Below are 21,324 nucleotides of genomic sequence, written 5' to 3' on the forward strand. Positions count from 1 at the left end.
TTGCATAAAAGTAGGGGCTTATCCAACCCCCCTACTTACAATTTATGCGCCGCCTCTTTAAAAATACGTCCACGCTCTTCATAGGATTGGAACATATCCCAACTTGCACAGGCGGGTGAGAGTAATACCACATCTCCCGTCTCAGCAAATTCAGCTGCCTTGTTTACAGCCTCCACGAGCGTAGCGGCGGCATCCTCTCCATTATCGACGACCTTGACATGCTCTATTCCAGCCTGACGGGCCCGATCTGCCAGCTTATGCCGTGTCTCACCCAAGAGAACAACGGCTTTCACACCTTCCTGCAAGGACGGTACAAGCTCCGCATAATCAGAGCCACGATCCAATCCTCCGGCAATGAGTACGATGGGTTGCTTAAAGGAAGATAAGGCCATCATTGTCGCTTTGGAATTGGTTGCTTTGGAATTGTTGTAATAAGCTACTCCACCGTGTTCTAAAACATATTCAAGCCGATGTTCTACACCGCGAAAAGAGCTTAATGGTTCCACCAATTTTGCTGGTTCTGCGCCTGCGGCTATGGCGATTGCGCAAGCAGCTAGAGCATTTTCTACGTTAAAACGACCCGGAAGCCCAATATCGGTCACGCCTATAATGGGTTGCAGTACCCCATTTCCATCACGGTATACGATGTTTCTTTCAATATCATCCGTTACATCCGGTATGTATGGCGGGTCAGCGAACACCCCTTCCTGCAAACGTTCCGTCATTGAGAAAGGAAGCAGCTTCGCTTGAATATAGGGCACAAGCTCCCGGCAGACGGGATCATCCCAGTTCACCACCGCGGTATCCGACGCTGTTTGATTGGCAAATAGACGTGCCTTGGATGCAACATAATCCTCCATGCCTCCGTGGTAGTCCAAATGGGTCTCAGCTACATTGAGCAAGCAGGCTACAGCGGGCTTGAAATCCTTTGTTCCTTTTAACTGAAAGCTGCTCAGCTCCACAACCATCCACTCGTCCGACTTGGCGTCCACAGCCGCCTCGCATAACGGCGTACCGATATTACCAGCCACGATCGGATTAATGCCGGATGCCTCCAACAACTTGCCCACCCAAGTGGTCGTGGTCGTCTTTCCGTTGGAGCCAGTAATTCCGATAATCGGAGCTTTACATAGATGGTAGGCGACCTCAACCTCGGTCACGACCTCAATGCCGAGCTCGACAGCTTTCTGTACGGGAGGGGCCGCGTAAGGAATTCCTGGATTTTTGACAACCAGTTTCACTCCAGGATGAATCAGTCCTTCCGGGTGACCCCCGCATAAAACGGAAATTCCCAAAGCCTCTAATTCAGAAGCTTCGGGACATTGTTCCCTATCTTTTTTATCATTGACTGTGAGCTTTGCCCCGGCATGATGTAGCACCTTGGCCACTTGTACGCCGCTTTTGGCCAGACCGATAATAACGACTTCCTGATCTCGGTATGCATCTGGATGATTCATTTGTCTACAACCCCTTGTTGAGATAAAGTCCGAGTCCTGCCAACAGCAGTCCTACAGCCCAGAATGTGATAACTACGCGCCATTCGGACCAGCCGGACAGCTCGAAATGATGATGAATCGGGCTCATTTTGAAAATACGCTTGCCACGAGTTTTAAAGGAAGCTACCTGCAAGACCACGGACAGCATTTCAATCACGAATACACCACCGATGATGAGGAACAAAATTTCGCTTTTCGTAACAATGGCGATGGCGCCGATGGCTCCGCCGATTCCCAGCGAGCCTGTGTCTCCCATAAATACTTTGGCAGGATGAGCATTATATACGAGAAAACCAAGTACAGCACCAATCATGGCCGCTGCGCAAACGGCAGCCGGAAGCGAGGTTGCTTGAATCGCCACAATGGCATAAGCAGCAAATGCAATCGCACTTGTACCGGACAGCAGCCCGTCCAGCCCATCTGTAAAATTGACAGCGTTGCTGATCGCCAACATCATGATAATAATGAACGGATAGTAAAACCAGCCGCCCCAATCAAATGACCATGAGGTGCCTGGGATGCCGATTGCCGTGCTGTGATCATTGCTAATCAGAAGCCAGCACATAATTGCGCCAAACAATAACTGCCCGAACAGCTTTTGACGCGCCGTCAGACCGAGCGAGCGTTTGAATACGATTTTAATATAGTCGTCCAAAAAGCCGATCAGCCCAAAACCGAGCGTAGCAACCAGTAGAACGTAAAAGTCCGTATTTTTGATAGCTGAAAACTTAAGAAAGGTCAGCGTAAAAGCCAGCAAGATTACGATACCGCCCATTGTAGGCGTACCAATCTTTTTAAGATGGCTTTGTGGCCCGTCATCCCGGACCTGCTGGCCGAATTTCATTCGCCGCAGCAGCGGAATGAGCAGTGGAGCGGCAATGACCGCCAGTATAAACGATACGACGATCGTCAGCAGTAATAATTGAATATCCATGGGAGTCTCCCTCTCGTCAACATCAGTTCTGTAGCGGACCGTTTTTCAGCGCATCCACAATTTCTTCTAATCGCATCCCTCTGGATGCCTTAACCAGCACAATATCATCGGCATGGAGATAAGACCTCAAATGCTGGATCAGCTTTTGCTTATCTGTATAAGCGTGTACGTTAGCAGTTGGCATTGTTCCTTGCGCACCCTGCGCAATCGAAGCGCCTAACGCACCATAGGTAAACAGTGCCTCTATGTTATGCTTTGCAGCAAAACGCCCAATTTCCTCATGAAATTGCGTTTCCTCAGCGCCCAGTTCCAGCATATCCCCAAGCACGGCAATTTTACGTCCACCCGTTTGATATGCAGACAACGTCTGAATTGCAGCCTTCATTGAAGCAGGACTGGCATTGTAAGCGTCATTTAGCACGGTAAGTCCATCCGAACACTTCACGACCTCAATGCGCATGCCCGTCAGCTTTAAAGACGACAATCCTTTACGTATATGGTCTACATCCACATTGAAATGACGTGCTACCGCCAGCGCTGCCAACCCGTTTACAACATTGTGCTGTCCAAGCAAGGGAAGCCGGAAAGCCTCTTGGCCGGATTGGGCTGTTATGAATGAGCTACCTTCTTCATCCGAAGTGATTTCAATTGGATAATCATCATTGTCCGCAGCTAACCCGAACGTGAATAATTTTAATCCTTCAGGCTTGACCGTTTCAGGTTCTGCCAACACTTGTGGAAGTAGTGGTTCATCCCCATTATAAATAAGCAATCCACCAGGTTTAATCCCACTTGCAATTTCCAGCTTTGCACGAGCAATTTCAGTGCGAGAACCAAGCTGAAGTAAATGCGATTCGCCAATGTTAGTTATGACAGCTACATCTGGTTGGGCAATATTAGCCAACAGACGGATTTCCCCGCGTCCACTCATGCCCATCTCCAGAATCAGGATATCTGTATCCTGCGGCATGGACAGTACTGTTAAAGGCAACCCGATATGATTGTTATAATTTCCTTCGGTTTTGTGTACTTTAAAAGTCGTGCCCAATAGAGCATTTACAATATCTTTCGTCGTCGTCTTACCGTTGCTTCCCGTGATTCCGACGACAGAAACGTCAGTTTTGCGCAAGTATGCGGCCGCTAGATGCTGAAGGGCTTCTAACGTATCCTCGACCTCAATAGCATTTACGGACGGAGGTGTTCCATGATCCTTTTGCCACAAATATGCTGTTGCCCCTCCCTCGCTTACGATCTGCTGAACATAATGATGTCCATCAAATCGTTCACCCGCGAGTGGAACGAACAGTCCCAGACTCTGCGGCCTGCGTGAGTCTGTAAAAACGCCCTCAACCATCCGTTCAGCGTCCGCCTCTGCGTGAAGTGTTCCTCCACACATGGATGCAATCTGACTGATTGTTCTTTTCATCACTTGGATAAACCCCTTATCGCTTCTTTGGCTACGATGCGATCATCGAATTCATGCACCGTTTTTCCGATTAACTGGTAAGTCTCGTGACCTTTTCCCGCAATCAATACTACATCGTCAGGGCTTGCCATTTCAACAGCTTTATGAATTGCAGTTCTGCGATCCACGATCAGTTCATAACGTTCGGCAGGTACACCTTCATCAATCAACCCTTGTTCGATGTCTTTCAAAATCAATATCGGGTCTTCTGTTCGCGGATTGTCGGATGTAATAAACGAATGATCGCTGTATCGTGCAGCAATTTTCCCCATCAACGGACGTTTCGTACGATCCCGATCTCCGCCGCATCCAAATACACACCATACTTTACCAATCGCAAATTCCTTTACGGTACGAAGGACATTTTCCAATCCGTCTGGCGTATGGGCATAATCAACGATTACAGCAAAGGGTTGACCCGCATCAACAGGCTCTACGCGCCCATCTACGCCTGCGATAGATTCCAGACTCCGCTTGATATCCACCAACGAGATTCCTTCCAGCAAAGCAGCTGAAATGGCTGCTAGTGCGTTGTACACATTAAACTTGCCTACCATCCGAAGCTCAATATCAGTATCTCCTTTAAAAGTGGAGACATGGAAGGATGTTCCCTTGGCACTTATAGTGATACGAGACGCTTGCACATCCGAATCCTTTTCCACGCCGTAGGTAATCACTTGGGCCGCTGTTTGAGCCTGCAAATAGGAAGAGGCCGGATCGTCTGCATTCAGAACAGCATATTTACTATTGGATGCATCACGCGAGAAGGCATTTCCCAATCTGGAAAACAAAAGTCCCTTGGCAGCGCGGTACTCCTCCATCGTGTTGTGATAGTCCAAATGGTCCTGCGTTAGGTTTGTAAATATAGCGGTACGAAAATCTGTTCCTTTGACACGGCCCTGCTCCAACGCATGTGAGGATACCTCCATGACACAGCATTGAACTCCTTGCTCTGCCATATTTCCGAGATAACGTTGCAGTTCTACCGCTTCGGGCGTAGTGCCGGACATAGGGTAAGACTGGCCGTTATAACGCATTTGAATCGTACCAATCAGCCCGGTGTTCACCCCGGCGTCCTTCATAATTTTTTCAAGCAGGTATGTTATCGTTGTTTTCCCGTTCGTTCCGGTTATGCCGATCATACGCATACGGCGGCTTGGCGAATCAAACATATAATCCGCCAAAACCGCCATGGCATGTCGCGCATCCTTAACGACAAGCTGCGGGACAGGCACATCCAGTTCTCTCTCTACGACCAAAGCCGCCGCCCCAGACGCAACGGCCTGCTCAGCATAATCATGTCCGTCCACTGTAAAACCAGGCAAGCACAGAAATAAGTCTCCCGGCTGGACACGACGTGAATCCGCCCCGATTCCTCGGCAATCCACTGTACCGTCACCCACCACTCGGGAAACGGCCAGCAGTGAAGCCAATTGTTGAAGCTGCATCTTACATTCCTCCATTGCTCTCTCGTTATTCATAGTATGGTATAAAAAGAACCTATCAATCCCCCATATATATACGGATCGTTGATCCTCGTTCCAATCGAGAGCCTGGCTTCGGTGCCTGACTTACGACCGTCTTGCCTGACCCAGATTTCACGAGCATAAAGTTCATATTCATATCTTCATATAAATCAGCTGCAGTGGCACCTACCAGATCAGGTACCGTTTCAATCGGATTTTCGCCATACTTGTACTCTTTGGCAATTTGATTAGTACGAGGTGGTATTTTCAAGGCAATCAGTGCATCTTTTAAAATATTTTGCACGATTGGCGCAGCAACCACACCGCCGAATTGAATCCCTTTCGGATTATCGACAGCAGTATAGACGACGATTTGCGGATCATCCGCCGGAGCAAAACCAATAAAGGATACAATATGCTCCGAGGAAGAATAACGTCCGTTAATCACCTTTTGTGCTGTCCCCGTTTTACCTCCAACCCGGTAACCCTCAATAAAGGCAGGGCGACCTGTACCTTTAGCGACGACACTTTCCAGCGCTTCCCTTACCTGTCGAGAGGTATCCTCTGAAACAACTCTACGCACCAGTTCCGGCTCCACTTTTTCGAGAACCTTTCCAGTTCCGGGCTGAATCCAGCCTTTTGTAATGTGAGGCTTATAAAGATTGCCGCCATTGATTGCTGCCGATACAGCCGTAACCTGCTGAATCGGAGTGACAGATACCCCTTGACCAAAGGCCGTAGTAGCCAGCTCTACAGGTCCGACCTGAGGTAGCTTGAACAAAATGCCATTGCCCTCACCAATCATGTCAATTCCTGTTTTGCTGCCGAAGCCGAAATTGCGAATGTACTTGAACAGTGTTTCTTTGCCCAGACGTTGTCCCAACGTTACAAAACCGGGATTGCATGAATTTTCCACCACTTGAAGAAAGGTTTGGCTGCCATGCCCGCCTTTTTTCCAACAACGTAGACGTGCTCCACCAACTTCAATATATCCCGGATCAAAGAAACGATCATTTTTGAGATTGACCTTCTTTTCTTCCAAGGCAGCGGCAAGGGTAATAATTTTAAAAGTAGACCCAGGTTCATATGTCATCCAAATCGGCAGATTGCGATTATAAATTTCAGGCGCATATTGCTTGTAAAGCGCTGGCTCATAGCTTGGCCGTCCAGCCATGCCTAATATTTCACCCGTTTTGGGGTTCATCGCAATAGACAACGCGGACTTCGCCTGAAATTTGACCATGGCTTGGTCAAGCTCTCGTTCCATAATGGATTGCACCGATTTATCAATGGTTAATTGTAAATTCAGTCCATCCTTCGGTTCAATGTACTTTTCAGAAGAACCAGGCATCAGACGGCCACCTGCGTCTGATAAATACGCGATGCTTCCATCGATTCCCCGAAGCTTACTGTTTTGCTGCTTCTCTACGCCTGTCAGCCCTTGATTATCAATTCCGGTAAATCCAAGAATATGAGCCGCTAGATCACCATAAGGATAATAACGTTTGTTGTCTTCAGCAACAACGATACCCGGCAGCTTCAAATCACGAATTTTCTGGGCTTTCTCCATCGTAATTTTTCGTCCACCGGGCTGAAGTTTTTGGCTTGCTGTTCGTTTGGTAATCAGCTTGAGCACTTTATCCTCACTCATATCTAGCAACGGCGCCAGCCTGCGAGCCGTTTCTTCCGGCTCCTTAATCTGTACTGGTATCGCCATGACAGTCGGCGAACTGACATTATAGGTCAGCGCAGTACCCTGTCGATCCAAAATTTCGCCACGCTTGGCGGCAAAAGGAATATTGCGGCGCCACGAATCCTCAGCCTTGGCTGAGAGCTCGCCTCCTTTACCCAATTGAACATAGGCGAGCCGGATCGACAAGGCCGCAAACAGTACAAACAATCCCAGTAGCCCCCATACCAGCCTACGCCGCATGGTCACGTTAGATTTTTTCAAACGCGCCCCCTCCGTTCCTCAAATACTCATGACATGTCTTACCTCATGAATATTCAAAAGAACGGACATTAGAACAAGCTATCAGTTATCTTCGCCTTTAATCGCGGCAGCACTTTTCTCATCTGCTACAGCAGATATTCCTCCCTTTGGAGTTCCCGCATTTGTTTCAGTATTCGCAGTAGTATCGGCTTTGGTTTTAGTATCGGCTTCCGTTTTCGTTGCATTGCCTGTCTCGTTAGCTGCAACTCCAGTAGTCGAGTCCTGTGTTTCCTCCGGCTTCACTCCGGTCACTGTTTCTTTGGCCGGCTGAAGCGTCACACTGACGACCCGCTTGCCATTTACCATTTGTGCCTTTTGAGAGACAACATACCCTTCCCCGCTTACCTGAACACCAACCTTCATAAGCGTCAGAACTTGAAGTGTGTCACGCAACGAGACACCTGTAAAATCGGGAATAGTCATGTTGGCACTATCCTCTGTCAGCAAATAGATGCGCTGTCCCGGTTTCATTTTGACGCCTGCTTCAGGATACTGACGAACAATTTTGGAGCCTTTACCTACCGTTTCGTAAGCAATCCCCTGTTTGAGCAATGCGTTTTGCGCATCCTTCTTCACTTGGCCTGTTAATTGTGGTACCGTTGGCAAATTCACCGTTTTCGCTGCAGCCCCACCTGATTTATTCGTTTTGGTTCCCGTTTTGGGAACCCCCATATATTGCAGCGATTGGGACACGATTTTTTTAAACACAGGTGCTGCTGCTGTACCGCCGCCTACCGATTTGTTAGGTTCATCCATAACTACCAAGACAGCTATTTTCGGATCATTTACTGGTGCAAAACCAATAAAAGACACGACATCCTTCGAATGATCGTAAACTTTTCCGACGACTTTCGTCGCTGTCCCTGTTTTACCAGCAACACGATATCCGTCAATATAAGCTAGACGTCCCGTACCAATTTCCTGGTCAGACACGACCTGCTCCAGATAGTTGCTTGTCTGAGTTGCCGATTCCTGAGTAATCACTTGGCGGACTTCCTTCGGTCGAATCGTCTGCACTTCGCCTGTATCTGGGTTTATAATTTCCTTCACCAGATGAGGCTGCATCAACTTCCCACCGTTAGCAATCGCCGAGATCGCTGCCACCTGCTGAATTGGCGTTACCTGAACCCGTCCGTGTCCATATGAAGCCGTCGCGACTTCGGATTTGTACTGGGTATGGAATGTGATAGCACCGGTAGACTCACTCGGAAGATCAATGCCTGTTTTGACACCAAACCCAAAGTTATTGATATACTTCTTCAGCCGCTCGCCACCCAGCTTATCCAGCCCCAAATGGACAAAACCCACGTTACTTGAACGCTTGACCCCTTGAAGATAGGTTAATGTTCCCCAGCTACGGCTTACGTCACGAATATCCCAGCCTCCGACACGAATCATACCAGATTGGTAGGTCTCATTCGGATTAAATACCTTTTCTTGAACCGCAGCAGCCAAGGTTACTATCTTAAACGTGGAGCCTGGTTCGTAGATAGACTGAGTAGCATTATTACGGAAATTTTCCAAAGGTGTACTCCCATATGTATTGGGATTAAAATTCGGATAAGTCGCCAAACCGAGAACATCCATCGTTTTGGGATCAGCCGCTACGACAGTCATCGTTTTGGGATTATACTTTGCGATAGCTTCCTGCATGGCATCCTCTATATAATACTGAATCGTATCATCAATCGTCAGCTTTAAATTTTTACCATTTTGTGCCGGCTCATAGACACTTTCCGATCCCTGAAGAGGAACTCCCTTTCGGTCCCGCTGATATAGAAGCTTTCCAGCCGTGCCGGAGAGCTCTTTATTGTAATAAGCTTCCAACCCCATACCTGCTGTACCATCTTTTCGCAAATAGCCAAGGACATGAGAAGCCAGCTTATTTTCTGGATAATAGCGTTTGGATTCCTGAACAGTGTCCACAGCTCCAACTACCTCATACTTATCCTTCAAATACTCTTTGAATGTATCCACCTGTGCCTTCACCTCAGGGTCTACCTTCCAGCCTCCATTACGAATCTCACGGTTTTTTAAATAGTTACCCTTTTTATCCTTTGCAGATAGATGTCTTCTCAGTTCATCCTCAGGCGTTTTGAGAAGCTGATGCAGCTTGGCTACAACCTCATTCTCCAGATCATACTCCTGAATGATGCTAGGGTTGACAACCACCGTGTAAGCCGGTGCATCCGTAGCTAGTACATTCCCTTTACGGTCCATTATAGTTCCACGCTTGGGCTGAATCACCTGGTCTCTTTCTATCTGTGCAACTACCTGATTATGCCAGTATTCCCCACTCACAACTTGAATCCAAAATACTTTAAGTAGCAGAACAAGAAAAAAGAGGGTAATACATCCCCCTATCAGCAGTGTGCGAAGCTTTATTCTTTTGACCATAGCTCAAACCTCTCTGCAAAAAAATATACGTCAGAGCATAGCTTGATGCTATGCTCTTAACTATTTGGTAGCCTGCTTTTCCACACGAATGGGCTCTCTTGTTGGTTCGATATATCCCTGTTCCTTTGCAGTAGGCACAATCTGATTCTCCAGACGTTCCTTCTGAATCTTCAATTGGGCGATATTGGTCTGTAATTTGGAAATGTCCTTGCTGGCTGTATTAATCGCATAATTAATTTGATAAATGTGCGCATATCTGCCAATCAACGTCCCCGCAATGACAATGCATGCTACAAGTGTCAATAGATACAGCAGCTTTTCTCGAATCGGCAGCTCTCTGCGGCGTGTAACGACTTTAGTGGTCTCACGATACCGTTGTTGCTGAACCTGTTCCTGACGGGCTCTTTCTTTTACAGCCAAATTACCGCGTGTATAAGCCATGTCGCCTCTCCTTCTCCATTAAATTTACAATTTTTCGGCAACTCTCAGCTTGGCTGACCGGGATCGTGGATTAAGCTCTAACTCTTCTTCTGATGCCACAATCGGCTTACGATTCACCAGCTTTAGATCGCCTACCATTTTGTCATCCAGAATCGGCAAGTCAGACGGATAGATGCTTTTCGCCAAATACTCCTTGAAAATATGCTTGCATATCCGATCCTCCAAGGAATGAAACGTAATAACCGAAATTCTGCCCCCTGGAGCCAGACATTTTACTGCCTGATGCAAAGTATCTTCCAGTGCACCCAGCTCATCATTCACAGCAATCCGCAAAGCCTGAAAACTGCGTTTAGCCGGATGTCCCCCGGTTCTGCGTGCCGCAGCCGGAATTCCTTCTTTGATAATATCGACAAGTTCCCCCGTTGTGTGAATAGGCTTGTTCATTCTACGTTCAACCATGATCTTCGCGATCCGCCTGGAGAACTTCTCTTCTCCATATTGAAACAGGATACGCGCAATCTCCGCCTCCGGCCATTCATTAACAATTTCATATGCCGTAAGCGAACTGCTCTGATCCATCCGCATATCTAGCGGTGCATCATGATTGTAACTGAATCCCCGCTCCCCCTCATCGAACTGGGGCGAGGATACACCCAGGTCGAACAAAATACCCTGGACCTGCGGGACGCCGTCTTTTTCGGGCAATCCCAGTTCGGCCAGCTTGTCCTGCAAGTGGCGGAAGTTGGATTTCACTAATGAAATCTTTCCTTCATAGGCTGACAGCTTCTCTCGTGCATTGTTCAATGCCCAGTCGTCCTGATCAAAGGCAATAAGCCTCCCCTCAGGGCCAAGCTGTGATGCAATGACGGAACTGTGTCCTGCCCCTCCCAACGTGCAGTCCACATAAATCCCGTCCTGCCTGATGTTTAGTGCCTGTGTTGCTTCTTCCTTGAGTACGGTAATGTGGTGAAACAAACGGCTGACCTCCTAAATTACAATTCAAAGTTGAAATCAACCAATTTCTCAGCAATGTCGTTAAATGCTTCTTCTGATTGGTTGAAATATTGCTCCCAAGTGTGCTTACTCCAAATCTCTACCCGGGTGGACACTCCCAATACGACGCACTCTTTTGTAAGCTTGGCGTATTCGCACAAATTCCCCGGTAAATTTACCCTGCCCTGTTTGTCCAATTCGCATTCAGTCGCTCCCGAGAAAAAAAAACGGGTAAACGCACGCGCATCAGCCTTCATCAAAGGCAGTGCTTTAAGTTTTTTCTCCATGACAGCCCACTCATCCATAGGATACACGAAGAGGCATTGGTCCAGCCCGCGGGTAACCACGAACGAGGCACCGAGAAGTTCACGAAACTTGGCCGGGACAGTAAGCCGACCCTTCTCATCAATGCTATGTTGGAACTCCCCCATAAACATTGGTTTCGTCACCCCTTACCCCATTCTCCCACTTTGGCCCACTTTCCACCACCTAAGCATAATAGATTCGCTTTAAAAAATCAAAGACCTCTTTTTCATTACAAAAAAGTGATAAACCTAGAATTCGGGCATATGTCTGTTATTGTTGCCCCGCGTCATAAGATGCCAAAAAGCCCCTTATCCCATGAAGTCGAACCCCCGACAATATGCATCAGGTTTCGAAACAACACGGAATAAAGGGCTTATTCTCTATCCATCATGTCAACCTATACAAGCACTTGCTTAAAAATGCACCATTTCTGCAGCGGACATCGTGACCGAAAATAGATTAGGCGTTCCAGCTGTCCAGATAGACCTTTTGGTCTTCTGTTAATGTATCAATCTTGATTCCCAGACTATCAAGCTTGAATCGAGCCACTTGCTCATCAATTTCATAAGGTACATTAATCACAGCTTTACCCAGCTCGTTGTAACGATCATTCACATATTTCAAGCCAAGTGCCTGAAGAGCAAATGTCGTATCCATAATCTCTGCTGGATGACCGTCAGCGGCAGCTAGATTCACGAGGCGTCCTTCTGCGAGCAAATACATTTTACGTCCATCTTTAAAGCGGTATTCTTCGATATTGCGACGCACTGTGCGAATGGATTCGGAGCGTTTAGCGAGCTCAGGCTTGCTAACCTCCACATCAAAATGCCCTGCGTTACACAGCACAGCTCCATCCTTCATAACATCAAAGTGTTCCCCTGTAATTACAGCTTTATTTCCAGTTACTGTAATGAAGAAGTCGCCCAGTTTGGCAGCTTCCACCATTGGCAATACATGAAAACCATCCATATGGGCTTCTACAGCCTTGATTGGATCAACTTCCGTTACAACCACGTTGGCTCCCAGCCCTTTCGCACGCATTGCAACCCCCTTGCCGCACCAACCATAACCCACCACAACAACTGTACTTCCTGCCACAACCAGATTAGTCGTACGAATAATACCGTCGAAAGCTGACTGGCCTGTACCATAGCGATTGTCGAACAAATATTTACAGTAAGCATCATTTACAGCTACCATCGGAAAGTGAAGCTGCCCTTCTTTTTCCAAGGCCTTCAAACGAATAATCCCTGTAGTGGTCTCCTCTGCTCCTCCACGGATCGTAGAAATCAGATCAGGCCGTTCAGATTGCAACAGAGTAACCAGGTCACCACCGTCATCTATAATGAGATCTGGCTTAGTTTCCAGAGCCTTGATTTGCAAATTCTTGAATTCCTCTGGATCTGGATTGTATTTAGCTAATACCGTAACGCCATCTTCTACTAATGCGGCGCAAACATCATCTTGTGTCGACAAAGGATTACTACCCGTAATGGTGACCTGTGCTCCACCTGCTTGTACCACTTTAGCCAGGTAAGCCGTTTTGGCCTCCAGATGTAAACAAATCGTTACCTTCAGACCAGCAAAAGGCTGCTCTTGCTCGAATTGTTGACGTATACGGTTCAATACCGGCATATGGGCTTCTACCCAATCAATTTTCAAATGACCTTCAGGGGCCAATTTAAGATCGTGAATAATGCTATTTTGCAGAGAATGGGAAGTCATACGTTATTTCCTCCTAAATATTAGTTAAATTCGTTTATGATCATTATACATAAATCACACGATGCGTCCCGGACAAATCCAATGGTACGTTCATAATCATATCCATCAGGTCGAGACCATAACGATTCAGAAAATGATAGATCGTATACGCACGCTCCTGCGGCTGTCCAAATGGGAAAAGCGACCATTCGATATGATCCCAATGGCGAAGTGCTGTTCCATTTTGCCGAAGCAGCGCTTCCTCCACCTTTGCCTCCAGATAGGCGATCTGCCCCAGAATTTTCTCGCAGTTGGTTTCTCCGAGCTGTAGCAAACCTTTTTCTATCATTCCTGTCTGCTGTATAAGCGGTTTATAGATGCGGACAAAAGCATCCTTAGCCTCGGAAAACTGATCCTGCATTCCAAGCTGATCTTGAGTGGCGATCCATTGCTTTTTCCGTTCCTCAAGCCCGTCTCTAACTTGACCAAAAGTTAGCTCGTACTTAAGCATATGCTTCTCCACACCTGGCTCCATCAATGTAAAAGACATACGCGGCAGCAGTATTGGCATCTGCATCCCGAGCACTTCGAAAGCATCCCGTGTAATTGCCCAGTAGGCAATTTCTCCTAGACCCAACACAGATGCCAGTACGGGGAACAGTGAATCCTGCATGAGAGGACGGGTTAGTACATTGTTACTAAAACGTTCGGGGTGTCTATCTATCTCTTCAAGCAGTTCATCCGCTGTAAACGCCACTAAACCGCGTCGATCTGTGAATAATCCAGCTTTTTTAAAAAGCAGCAGGCGTTCCTCTTCATGAATGTAAAAAAGGTTCGCACCACCTTCATGCACATCCGCTTGTAAATGATAACCATAGTCCACGATCCGCGTAGCGGTTGTCCTATACGCTGTCTCCAACTCATCATTGTGCTGAACCAACTGTCTAAAAACGGATGTCTCTAGCTTGCGCAGCAAAGGATCTGCAGAATCCATGAGCACCAATCCATAGGTACCAAACAAACGACCCATCAGCTTGGCAAAGGCATCACTTAGTCCATATGACTCTGTCAAACCCTGCTCAATCATGTGCATAATATCGGTCTTATGTTCTGAATCTGGCAAGCATTGCTCTATATCCGCCATAGCTTGCTTCCACTCAACCGTATCGACTTTAATAGCACTAACTGAAGAACGACGTTCAGGCTGCTTATTCAGCTTGATTTTAACTGCTTGCGGGTCTTTTGCCATTACGTATGTATGATTGACCTCGTCCCAGTCATGATCTTCACCAGCAATCCAGAAAATTGGAATAACCGGACGTCCAAGCCGTTCTTCAGCTTCTCTAGCTGCTTTAATAATCGTAGCGGCTTTATAAATGACCAGCATTGGGCCTGTGAACAGGCCACTTTGCTGTCCGCCAACTACTACTAAAGCATCTGGGCTTTCCAAACGGTCCAATGAAGTATGAACCGCCTCATGCGAATTGTGCTGCTCATTGTATATACGAAAACATGCTACGACATCCTTACGGTTTAATCGCAGATGCTCCGTCTTATCCAGCCACTTCGCCCGTTGGGCATAAGCATCGGCGTGCAGAATATCATATTCATACAAATCGCTTGCGCGTCCTGTACCCTGTATATAGTCTTCTGCCAAAGCCGACCCTCCGCGAAGCGTTTCCGGAACTATTTTCATGGGTCTGCCTCCTGTCTCCACCAAAACCTTACTGCTTGATTGTACCGAAAGCCCATGTCCACGTCAAAGCTTCCTACAAAAAAAACCGCCGAATAACTCGGCGGTTGGTATATAGAACAAAATCAAGCGTAAGGTTCAGCTACAAAATGCCCTTTAGACACTTCGATAAGCGTGGCATTTTCCAGGTTATAAGCCCCTGCCTTATTATCGGACGCGTTATGAATCGGTCCGCCTTGATCGTCAGGCATAATAATTCGCTTTTTGTTGGCTTCAACTTCCGGATCAGGAAGTGGAATCGCCGACAAAAGCATTTTCGTATACGGATGAATCGGATTGGCATATAATTCAGAGCTTTCAGCAAGCTCCACCATTCTGCCTCTATACATTACAGCTACCCGATCACTGATGTGCTTGACCATCGACAGATCATGTGCAATGAACAGGTACGTCAGACCAAGACGTTCTTGAAGCTCTTTCAACAGGTTGACAACTTGAGCCTGAATAGATACGTCAAGCGCTGAAATCGGCTCATCACAAATGATGAACTTAGGATTAACAGCCAATGCACGGGCAATACCGATCCGCTGACGTTGACCACCAGAAAACTCATGCGGATAGCGTGTTGCATGGTCAGGGTTCAAACCAACCAGATCGAGTAATTCCTCAATCCGTTTCTTACGTTCTGCACGGCTACCTGCCATATTGTGAATATCCAGTGCCTCACCAATAATATCAGACACGGTAAAACGTGGGTTCAATGATGCATACGGATCTTGAAAGATCATCTGCATATCACGACGCATTGCTTTCATTTTCCCCGGTGATAATTTGTAAATATCTGTGCCGTTAAAACGTACGCTACCTGCTGTAGGCTCATACAAGCGCAAAATAGTACGACCCGCTGTAGACTTACCACAACCGGATTCGCCAACCATACCCAGCGTTTCACCCTCACGAATATAGAAATTCAGGTTATCCACCGCTTTGAGCACACGGTTTTTGCCAACATTAAAATACTTTTTAAGGCCTTCAACTTCAATTAAATTGTTGCTACTCACCATGATCTCACCTCCTATTTCTTCAACTTCGGATCAAGCGCATCACGCAAGCCGTCGCCAAAAAGGTTGAACGCAAGCATAATCAAACTGATCAAACCTGCTGGGAAAAGCATCCGCCAAGGGTAATACATCCACCCTGTCAGAGCTGATTCAATCATTGAACCCAGCGATGCCTGAGGAGCCTGTACCCCTAATCCAAGGAAGCTCAGGAATGCCTCGGAGAAAATAGCACTTGGAACCGTCAAGGTCAATGTGACAATGATTGGTCCTACCGCGTTAGGCAACAAGTGACGGAACAACAAACGACCTGCACCAGCACCCATTGAACGGGAAGCAAGTACGAATTCTCGGTTTTTAAGTTGCAGCATTTCACCACGTACAATCCACGACATGTTAATCCACCCTGTTACACAGAGCGCAATAATAATGGTGGTGATACTTGGCTCCAGTACAACCAGCAACAGAATTGTAACAAGCAAGTAAGGAATGGAATACAAGATTTCAGAAAATTTATTCATGATTTCATCAACGCGGCCACCAAAGTAACCCATAATTCCACCATAAATTACACCAATCATCAAGTCAATCATTGCAGCAGCCAAACCAATAATCAATGAAATCCGAGCGCCCATCCAAGTACGTACAAACATATCACGCCCCAGATCATCTGTTCCGAACCAATGTTCCGCCGATGGAGGAAGATTGGTGCTCAACAAATCATTCGTGCGGTCATCGTATGGCGACAGCATCGGACCAATAATTGAAGCAAGCACTATGAGAACCAAAACGCTTAAGCTCGTCATAGCCAATTTATTTTTACGAAGACGCTCCCAAGCATCTCGCCAAGCGGATAAGCTTTCACGCTGAATAACTTCAGACTGCTTTTCATCCGCTCCGACCCTCTGGAAATCTTCCGGTTTCACCTGAAGTTTATCCAAGTTCACAGCATTATCTTTAACAGACATAAAGTTATCCCTCCTTCCCGCCAGTAAGCTTAATCCGCGGATCAATAAATCCATATGCAATATCCGTAATAAAACGTGCCACCATCAACAAAATACCGTAAAAAATAGTAACTCCCATAATCATCGTATAATCACGGGTTGTAATACTATCTACGAACACCTTACCGATACCGCCAATCCCGAAGATTCGTTCAATAACAACCGAACCCGTAATAATATTGGCTGTCATTGGTCCTACATAGGTAACAACTGGAAGAATGGCATTACGTATAACGTGTTTGAACATAATTGTAATGGATTTCAAACCTTTAGCCTTGGCAGTCTTAATGTAATCTGCATGGAGTACTTCCAGCATGCTGGAACGCGTTAGTCGAGCGATAAACGCAATCGGTGAAGCAGATAGAGCCGCAACTGGCAAGAAGTAATCCATCGGGCCTTCAAAGCCCATAACATTAAACCAGCCTAACTGTTGAGCAAAGAAAAATTGAATTAACGATGCCAGAACGAAGCTGGGAACCGCAATCCCCATGATAGCTAATACCATAGCGACGTTATCTATGAGCCTACGATGATACAAAGCTGCTAGCATTCCTAGCAAGATACCGACAATTATCGACACGATTATGGCAACAAAACCGAGTTTGAGGGAAACCGTAAACGTTTGTCCGATAATGTCAGTTACACTTTGATTCAGCTTTTTCATAGAAATACCAAAATCACCTGAAGCAATATCACCTAAGTATTTAAAATATTGGACATATACAGGCTTATCCAGCCCATATTGCTCCATTAACCGGGCTTGAATCTCAGGAGAAGTCGCTTTTTCACTCATGAAGGGGTTACCCGGAATTGCTTTCATGAGAAAAAACGTCGCAGAGATCAGAATGAACAAAGACAGCAACATATAGAAAAATTTACTGATCAAATAACGCGTCATTGCCCGTTTACACCCCCCATAAATTATTTTCGACACCATTCGATTTTATCGAAATAGAATTGGACTGTCCAATCTACTTATTTGCATGGTTACATGATGATGGAAAAGACTAGGACACACAAAAAAAACGGGATATATATGGTTCAATCCACATATATATCCCGAAGTAACTATCAAACTTCAGAATTAAGCTTCAGTTACTGTGTAATATACGCTCTTGTGAAATCAATTGCTCCACTAAAGTCAAGTCCAATGTCTTTAACATTCGGTTTCGTTAAAGAAACATTTGAATAGTAATAGATCGGAAGCATTACCATATCATCTTGAACCAAAATTTTCTCTGCTTTCGCAAAATCTTCCATGCGTTTAGCTGGATCAGTTTCTGTTTTAGCAGCTTTAATCAATTCATCATACGCAGGGTTAGCATAACCTGAGTTGTTGTTACCATTGCCTGTTGTCCACATATCCAGGAATGTCATTGGATCATTATAGTCAGCAGACCAACCACCACGAGCGATTTGGAAATTCAGCTTGTTACGTGTTTGGATAAATACGCCCCACTCTTGGTTTTGAGTTTTAACATCTACACCAAGATTTTTCTTCCACATATCAGCTACTGCCAAAGCAATCTTTTGGTGACTTTCACTGGAGTTGTACAGCATAGTTATTGTAGGAAGCGTAGTCATGCCTTCTTCTTTCATACCTTCTTGAAGCAATTTTTTCGCTTCAGTGAAGTCTTCTTTGAAGAAATCGTCTTTATGCTCGCTACGGAATTCTTGAGAAACTCCTTTTATGCCTGGAGGTACAAAGCCGTAAGCAGGAATTTGACCGCCCATTGTTACACGTTCAACGATCGGTTGGCGTTGAATAGCCATCGCAAACGCTTTACGGATTTTAGCATTGTTAAATGGTTTTTCTGTTACATTAAACAGATAGTAGTACGTACTTGCAATTCCTTTAGCCTTAAATTCATTAGGCAATTCGTTTTTCACAGCCGTAATTTGGTCAGTAGGAATTTCACCTGTTGGCATACCTGAATAATCAAGTTGTCCACTTCTGTACGAAGCCAGTTCAGTTGCTCCACTGTTTACAAGGGACATAGTGATTTTGCTCAACTTGATTTCGTCTTTACCCCAATAGTTTTCGTTCTTGGAAACTTCGATCTTTTGACCGCTATCCCAAGCCGTTAATGTGAAAGGTCCGTTAGTAATCATGCTATCTTTCTGAACTGCCCACTTGTCATTACCTTTAATAGAAGGGTTTACAGGATAGAAAGTGTAGAAAGAAGTCAATCCCAAGAAGTAAGGAGTTGGGTGTTCCAGCTCTACTTGCAATGTATGGTCATCAACAGCTTTGACACCTACATCTTTAAAGTCTGTAACTTTTGTTCCTTTATAAGATTTCGAAGTGCTCAGGTTGTAGCCCTCAGCATTCTTGATATAGTACAATTGGTAAGCATATGGAGGTGCAGGAGCCGTTGAAGGATCCAATACCCGTTGCCAAGCGAATACGAAGTCGCTTGCTTTGACTGGGTCGCCATTACTCCATTTTGCAGTATCACGAAGTTTGAACGTGTAGGTTTTGCCGTCATCGGAGATTTTCCAAGATTCAGCAACGCCAGGGATTTCTTTGCCGTCAGGACCCATACGTACGAGACCTTCATACAAAGTTTTCAGAACCGCGTTGGTTTGACTATCCTGAGCTTGTGCCGGATCGAAGGTTGGCGGCTCGGAAGAAAGGTTAACGCGCAAAATTTGCTTGTCGGCCGGGGCCGGCGTAGTCGAGGTATTTTCTTGTGCGCCCTTACCATTGGTATCATTCTTGCCGCCGCAACCTGCGAGCAGTGCGCCAACTGCAAGAACGAGTGTCAAAAGGACTAAAAAGCTTTTCCTTTTCATCTAGCGTTTTCCCCCTAGTTCTAAAGTGGTATATGTTTATAGATTATACAACCAGCGGTCAAAAAAATCTACATTACATTTCTTCAAATTGAGCTTTTTTTTCAAAAAAACATGATTAATTCATATTTTTTCATCATTTCATGTCATATTTCATCACATAGAGTTGAATATATTTTTAAATATACCAACAACAGTCAACAAAGTATACGCCAATGTCATCGCCATAAAAGTTAATCTCCAGACCGCTCTACATAATCTTTTACCATCAACCTTTCCTTTTATTCGGTTTTGAGCTCCTCCAATTAAACCCAATGCCAGTAACAAGAGCAGTAGAATCAAATAAAAACCGAATCGGGATGTAAATAGGACATTAAAGAGTGCTGCGACGGAAAATATCAGAAAAAAAGTGGTAATATCCATAGAAGTAAGCAATGATTTCTTCTTTTCCATTTTAAGAATGTAGCGACAAACCGCAAACACGATCAAAAACGGAAAAAAGGGAAGAATACTGAAAGTGATAATAGTACCTTGTATAAGACTCAACTGATCACCCCTCTTTTAGCCGCATTCCTTCAATTAATTGCCACAATACCTCATGAGTTGGCGCACTAATCCCAGCTCGCTTTGCCATCTGCACCAGTTGCCCGTTAATGGAAGCAACTTCGGTCATGGAATGTGCAAGTACATCAGCTAGCATAGACGAGTGATTCTCTGCCGTTGCCCGGCAAACATCCATAATTTGATCCCACCATGCGCTTTCCCAGCGGATACCATGAGCTTCATATACTTGAATGCCTTCATCATACAGCTTACGCATCATATGTATTCGAACAGGCTCCGATAGCAGCTCGCCATTCCGAACTCGCCATACGGCTGTCAGTGGATTGATCACAGCGTTAATCAACAACTTGCGATAAATCCCTTTCTCGATTTCTTTCGACAAGCAAACGTCAAATCCTGCTGCAAGCAGCCGATTTAACACATATTGTTTGAAATCAGTGTTGTGCTCTCCCTCTACTTCCTCCGAATATCCAATTTCAGTCACGCCCGATCCTGCATGCACAATGGATGCTGCGCCTTGTTTCTTGGCTCCTTCGGTTGTCACAGCAGGATATACTACAGCTTTAGGCCACGCCTGCCTGATGCGTTCTATATGACCGATTCCATTCTGTAAACAAATAATCCCTGTACCTGTTTCCGTTTGAGCTACAGGCTGGATCTGCGCCAATACTTCTTCTATCGCCCCCTGTTTGGTCAAAAACATGATCCACCGTGCCGAAGTCTGTGAATTTAACCGTTGCCAATCTGCCAATGGCGCTACCTTTAATTGGTCCCCCGATACATGAACAACCACCTGTCCCTCCTTATCAAGCACAGTAATCCCTTCACGAGCAATGATTTGTGCCTGTTCAAGTGTTCGTGTCCACAGCCTTACTGTAGCACCCGAGGCCGATAATCTCCCGGCAAACAGCAATCCCAGCGAACCCGCTCCAATAATATCAATCACTTTGTATCGTCTCGCTTCCATCTTTTTTTCTACTATATCATATGCACTCCAATGTAATAACAAAAAAC

General features: G+C 45.9%; 17 protein-coding genes. All 17 read right to left on the minus strand.

The window, feature by feature from the left end; all coding sequences use genetic code 11:
* Positions 1–35 precede the first annotated feature (35 nt).
* Entirely contained in the window at positions 36–1,457 is a 1,422-nt protein-coding gene (murD, locus tag ACH59B_RS16405; protein ID WP_153795324.1) for a UDP-N-acetylmuramoyl-L-alanine--D-glutamate ligase, read from the minus strand.
* A 4-nt stretch (positions 1,458–1,461) separates the two neighbouring features.
* Complete coding sequence (gene mraY, locus ACH59B_RS16410) at positions 1,462–2,430, minus strand: phospho-N-acetylmuramoyl-pentapeptide-transferase (RefSeq protein ID WP_013372092.1); 969 nt, start codon at positions 2,428–2,430, stop codon at positions 1,462–1,464.
* A 22-nt stretch (positions 2,431–2,452) separates the two neighbouring features.
* Positions 2,453–3,856 (minus strand): UDP-N-acetylmuramoyl-tripeptide--D-alanyl-D-alanine ligase, encoded by a 1,404-nt coding sequence (gene murF / locus ACH59B_RS16415; RefSeq protein ID WP_404303988.1) that lies wholly within the window; start codon positions 3,854–3,856, stop codon positions 2,453–2,455.
* Complete coding sequence (locus ACH59B_RS16420) at positions 3,856–5,343, minus strand: UDP-N-acetylmuramoyl-L-alanyl-D-glutamate--2,6-diaminopimelate ligase (protein WP_019688028.1); 1,488 nt, start codon at positions 5,341–5,343, stop codon at positions 3,856–3,858. The genes murF and ACH59B_RS16420 overlap by 1 nt, the downstream gene beginning before the upstream one ends.
* Positions 5,344–5,398: 55 nt before the next feature.
* Positions 5,399–7,315: a stage V sporulation protein D gene (locus tag ACH59B_RS16425; protein ID WP_016821547.1), complete on the minus strand. Its 1,917-nt coding sequence runs from the start codon at positions 7,313–7,315 to the stop codon at positions 5,399–5,401.
* An 81-nt stretch (positions 7,316–7,396) separates the two neighbouring features.
* A complete protein-coding gene (locus ACH59B_RS16430) occupies positions 7,397–9,751 on the minus strand; it encodes a penicillin-binding transpeptidase domain-containing protein (RefSeq protein WP_404302136.1) in 2,355 nt (784 codons plus the stop codon).
* A 60-nt stretch (positions 9,752–9,811) separates the two neighbouring features.
* Positions 9,812–10,192 (minus strand): hypothetical protein, encoded by a 381-nt coding sequence (locus ACH59B_RS16435; protein ID WP_404302138.1) that lies wholly within the window; start codon positions 10,190–10,192, stop codon positions 9,812–9,814.
* 24 nt (positions 10,193–10,216) lie between these two features.
* A complete protein-coding gene (gene rsmH / locus ACH59B_RS16440; RefSeq protein ID WP_017428135.1) occupies positions 10,217–11,167 on the minus strand; it encodes a 16S rRNA (cytosine(1402)-N(4))-methyltransferase RsmH in 951 nt (316 codons plus the stop codon).
* Positions 11,168–11,184: 17 nt separating this feature from the next.
* Complete coding sequence (gene mraZ, locus ACH59B_RS16445; RefSeq protein WP_013311099.1) at positions 11,185–11,622, minus strand: division/cell wall cluster transcriptional repressor MraZ; 438 nt, start codon at positions 11,620–11,622, stop codon at positions 11,185–11,187.
* A gap of 328 nt (positions 11,623–11,950) precedes the next feature.
* The gene (locus tag ACH59B_RS16450; RefSeq protein WP_016821550.1) at positions 11,951–13,216 is read right to left on the minus strand and encodes an adenosylhomocysteinase; all 1,266 of its coding nucleotides are present in this window, start codon (positions 13,214–13,216) and stop codon (positions 11,951–11,953) included.
* Between the two features lie 43 nt (positions 13,217–13,259).
* The gene (bshC, locus tag ACH59B_RS16455) at positions 13,260–14,891 is read right to left on the minus strand and encodes a bacillithiol biosynthesis cysteine-adding enzyme BshC (RefSeq protein ID WP_404302142.1); all 1,632 of its coding nucleotides are present in this window, start codon (positions 14,889–14,891) and stop codon (positions 13,260–13,262) included.
* A gap of 122 nt (positions 14,892–15,013) precedes the next feature.
* Positions 15,014–15,952, minus strand: a complete 939-nt coding sequence (locus ACH59B_RS16460) for an ABC transporter ATP-binding protein (RefSeq protein WP_016821552.1) — start codon at positions 15,950–15,952, stop codon at positions 15,014–15,016.
* Positions 15,953–15,963: 11 nt separating this feature from the next.
* Positions 15,964–16,914, minus strand: coding sequence for an ABC transporter permease (locus ACH59B_RS16465; protein ID WP_016821553.1), 951 nt, complete (start codon positions 16,912–16,914; stop codon positions 15,964–15,966).
* A 4-nt stretch (positions 16,915–16,918) separates the two neighbouring features.
* Positions 16,919–17,851, minus strand: coding sequence for an ABC transporter permease (locus ACH59B_RS16470; protein ID WP_016821554.1), 933 nt, complete (start codon positions 17,849–17,851; stop codon positions 16,919–16,921).
* Positions 17,852–18,048: 197 nt separating this feature from the next.
* Positions 18,049–19,749: a peptide ABC transporter substrate-binding protein gene (locus ACH59B_RS16475; RefSeq protein WP_019688033.1), complete on the minus strand. Its 1,701-nt coding sequence runs from the start codon at positions 19,747–19,749 to the stop codon at positions 18,049–18,051.
* Between the two features lie 153 nt (positions 19,750–19,902).
* Positions 19,903–20,292, minus strand: coding sequence for a DUF3397 domain-containing protein (locus tag ACH59B_RS16480; protein WP_013372105.1), 390 nt, complete (start codon positions 20,290–20,292; stop codon positions 19,903–19,905).
* Between the two features lie 4 nt (positions 20,293–20,296).
* Positions 20,297–21,277: a ketopantoate reductase family protein gene (locus tag ACH59B_RS16485; protein WP_404302146.1), complete on the minus strand. Its 981-nt coding sequence runs from the start codon at positions 21,275–21,277 to the stop codon at positions 20,297–20,299.
* Positions 21,278–21,324: the final 47 nt, after the last annotated feature.

The organism is Paenibacillus sp. DP01 (assembly GCF_044784315.1).
Lineage (GTDB): Bacteria > Bacillota > Bacilli > Paenibacillales > Paenibacillaceae > Paenibacillus > Paenibacillus polymyxa.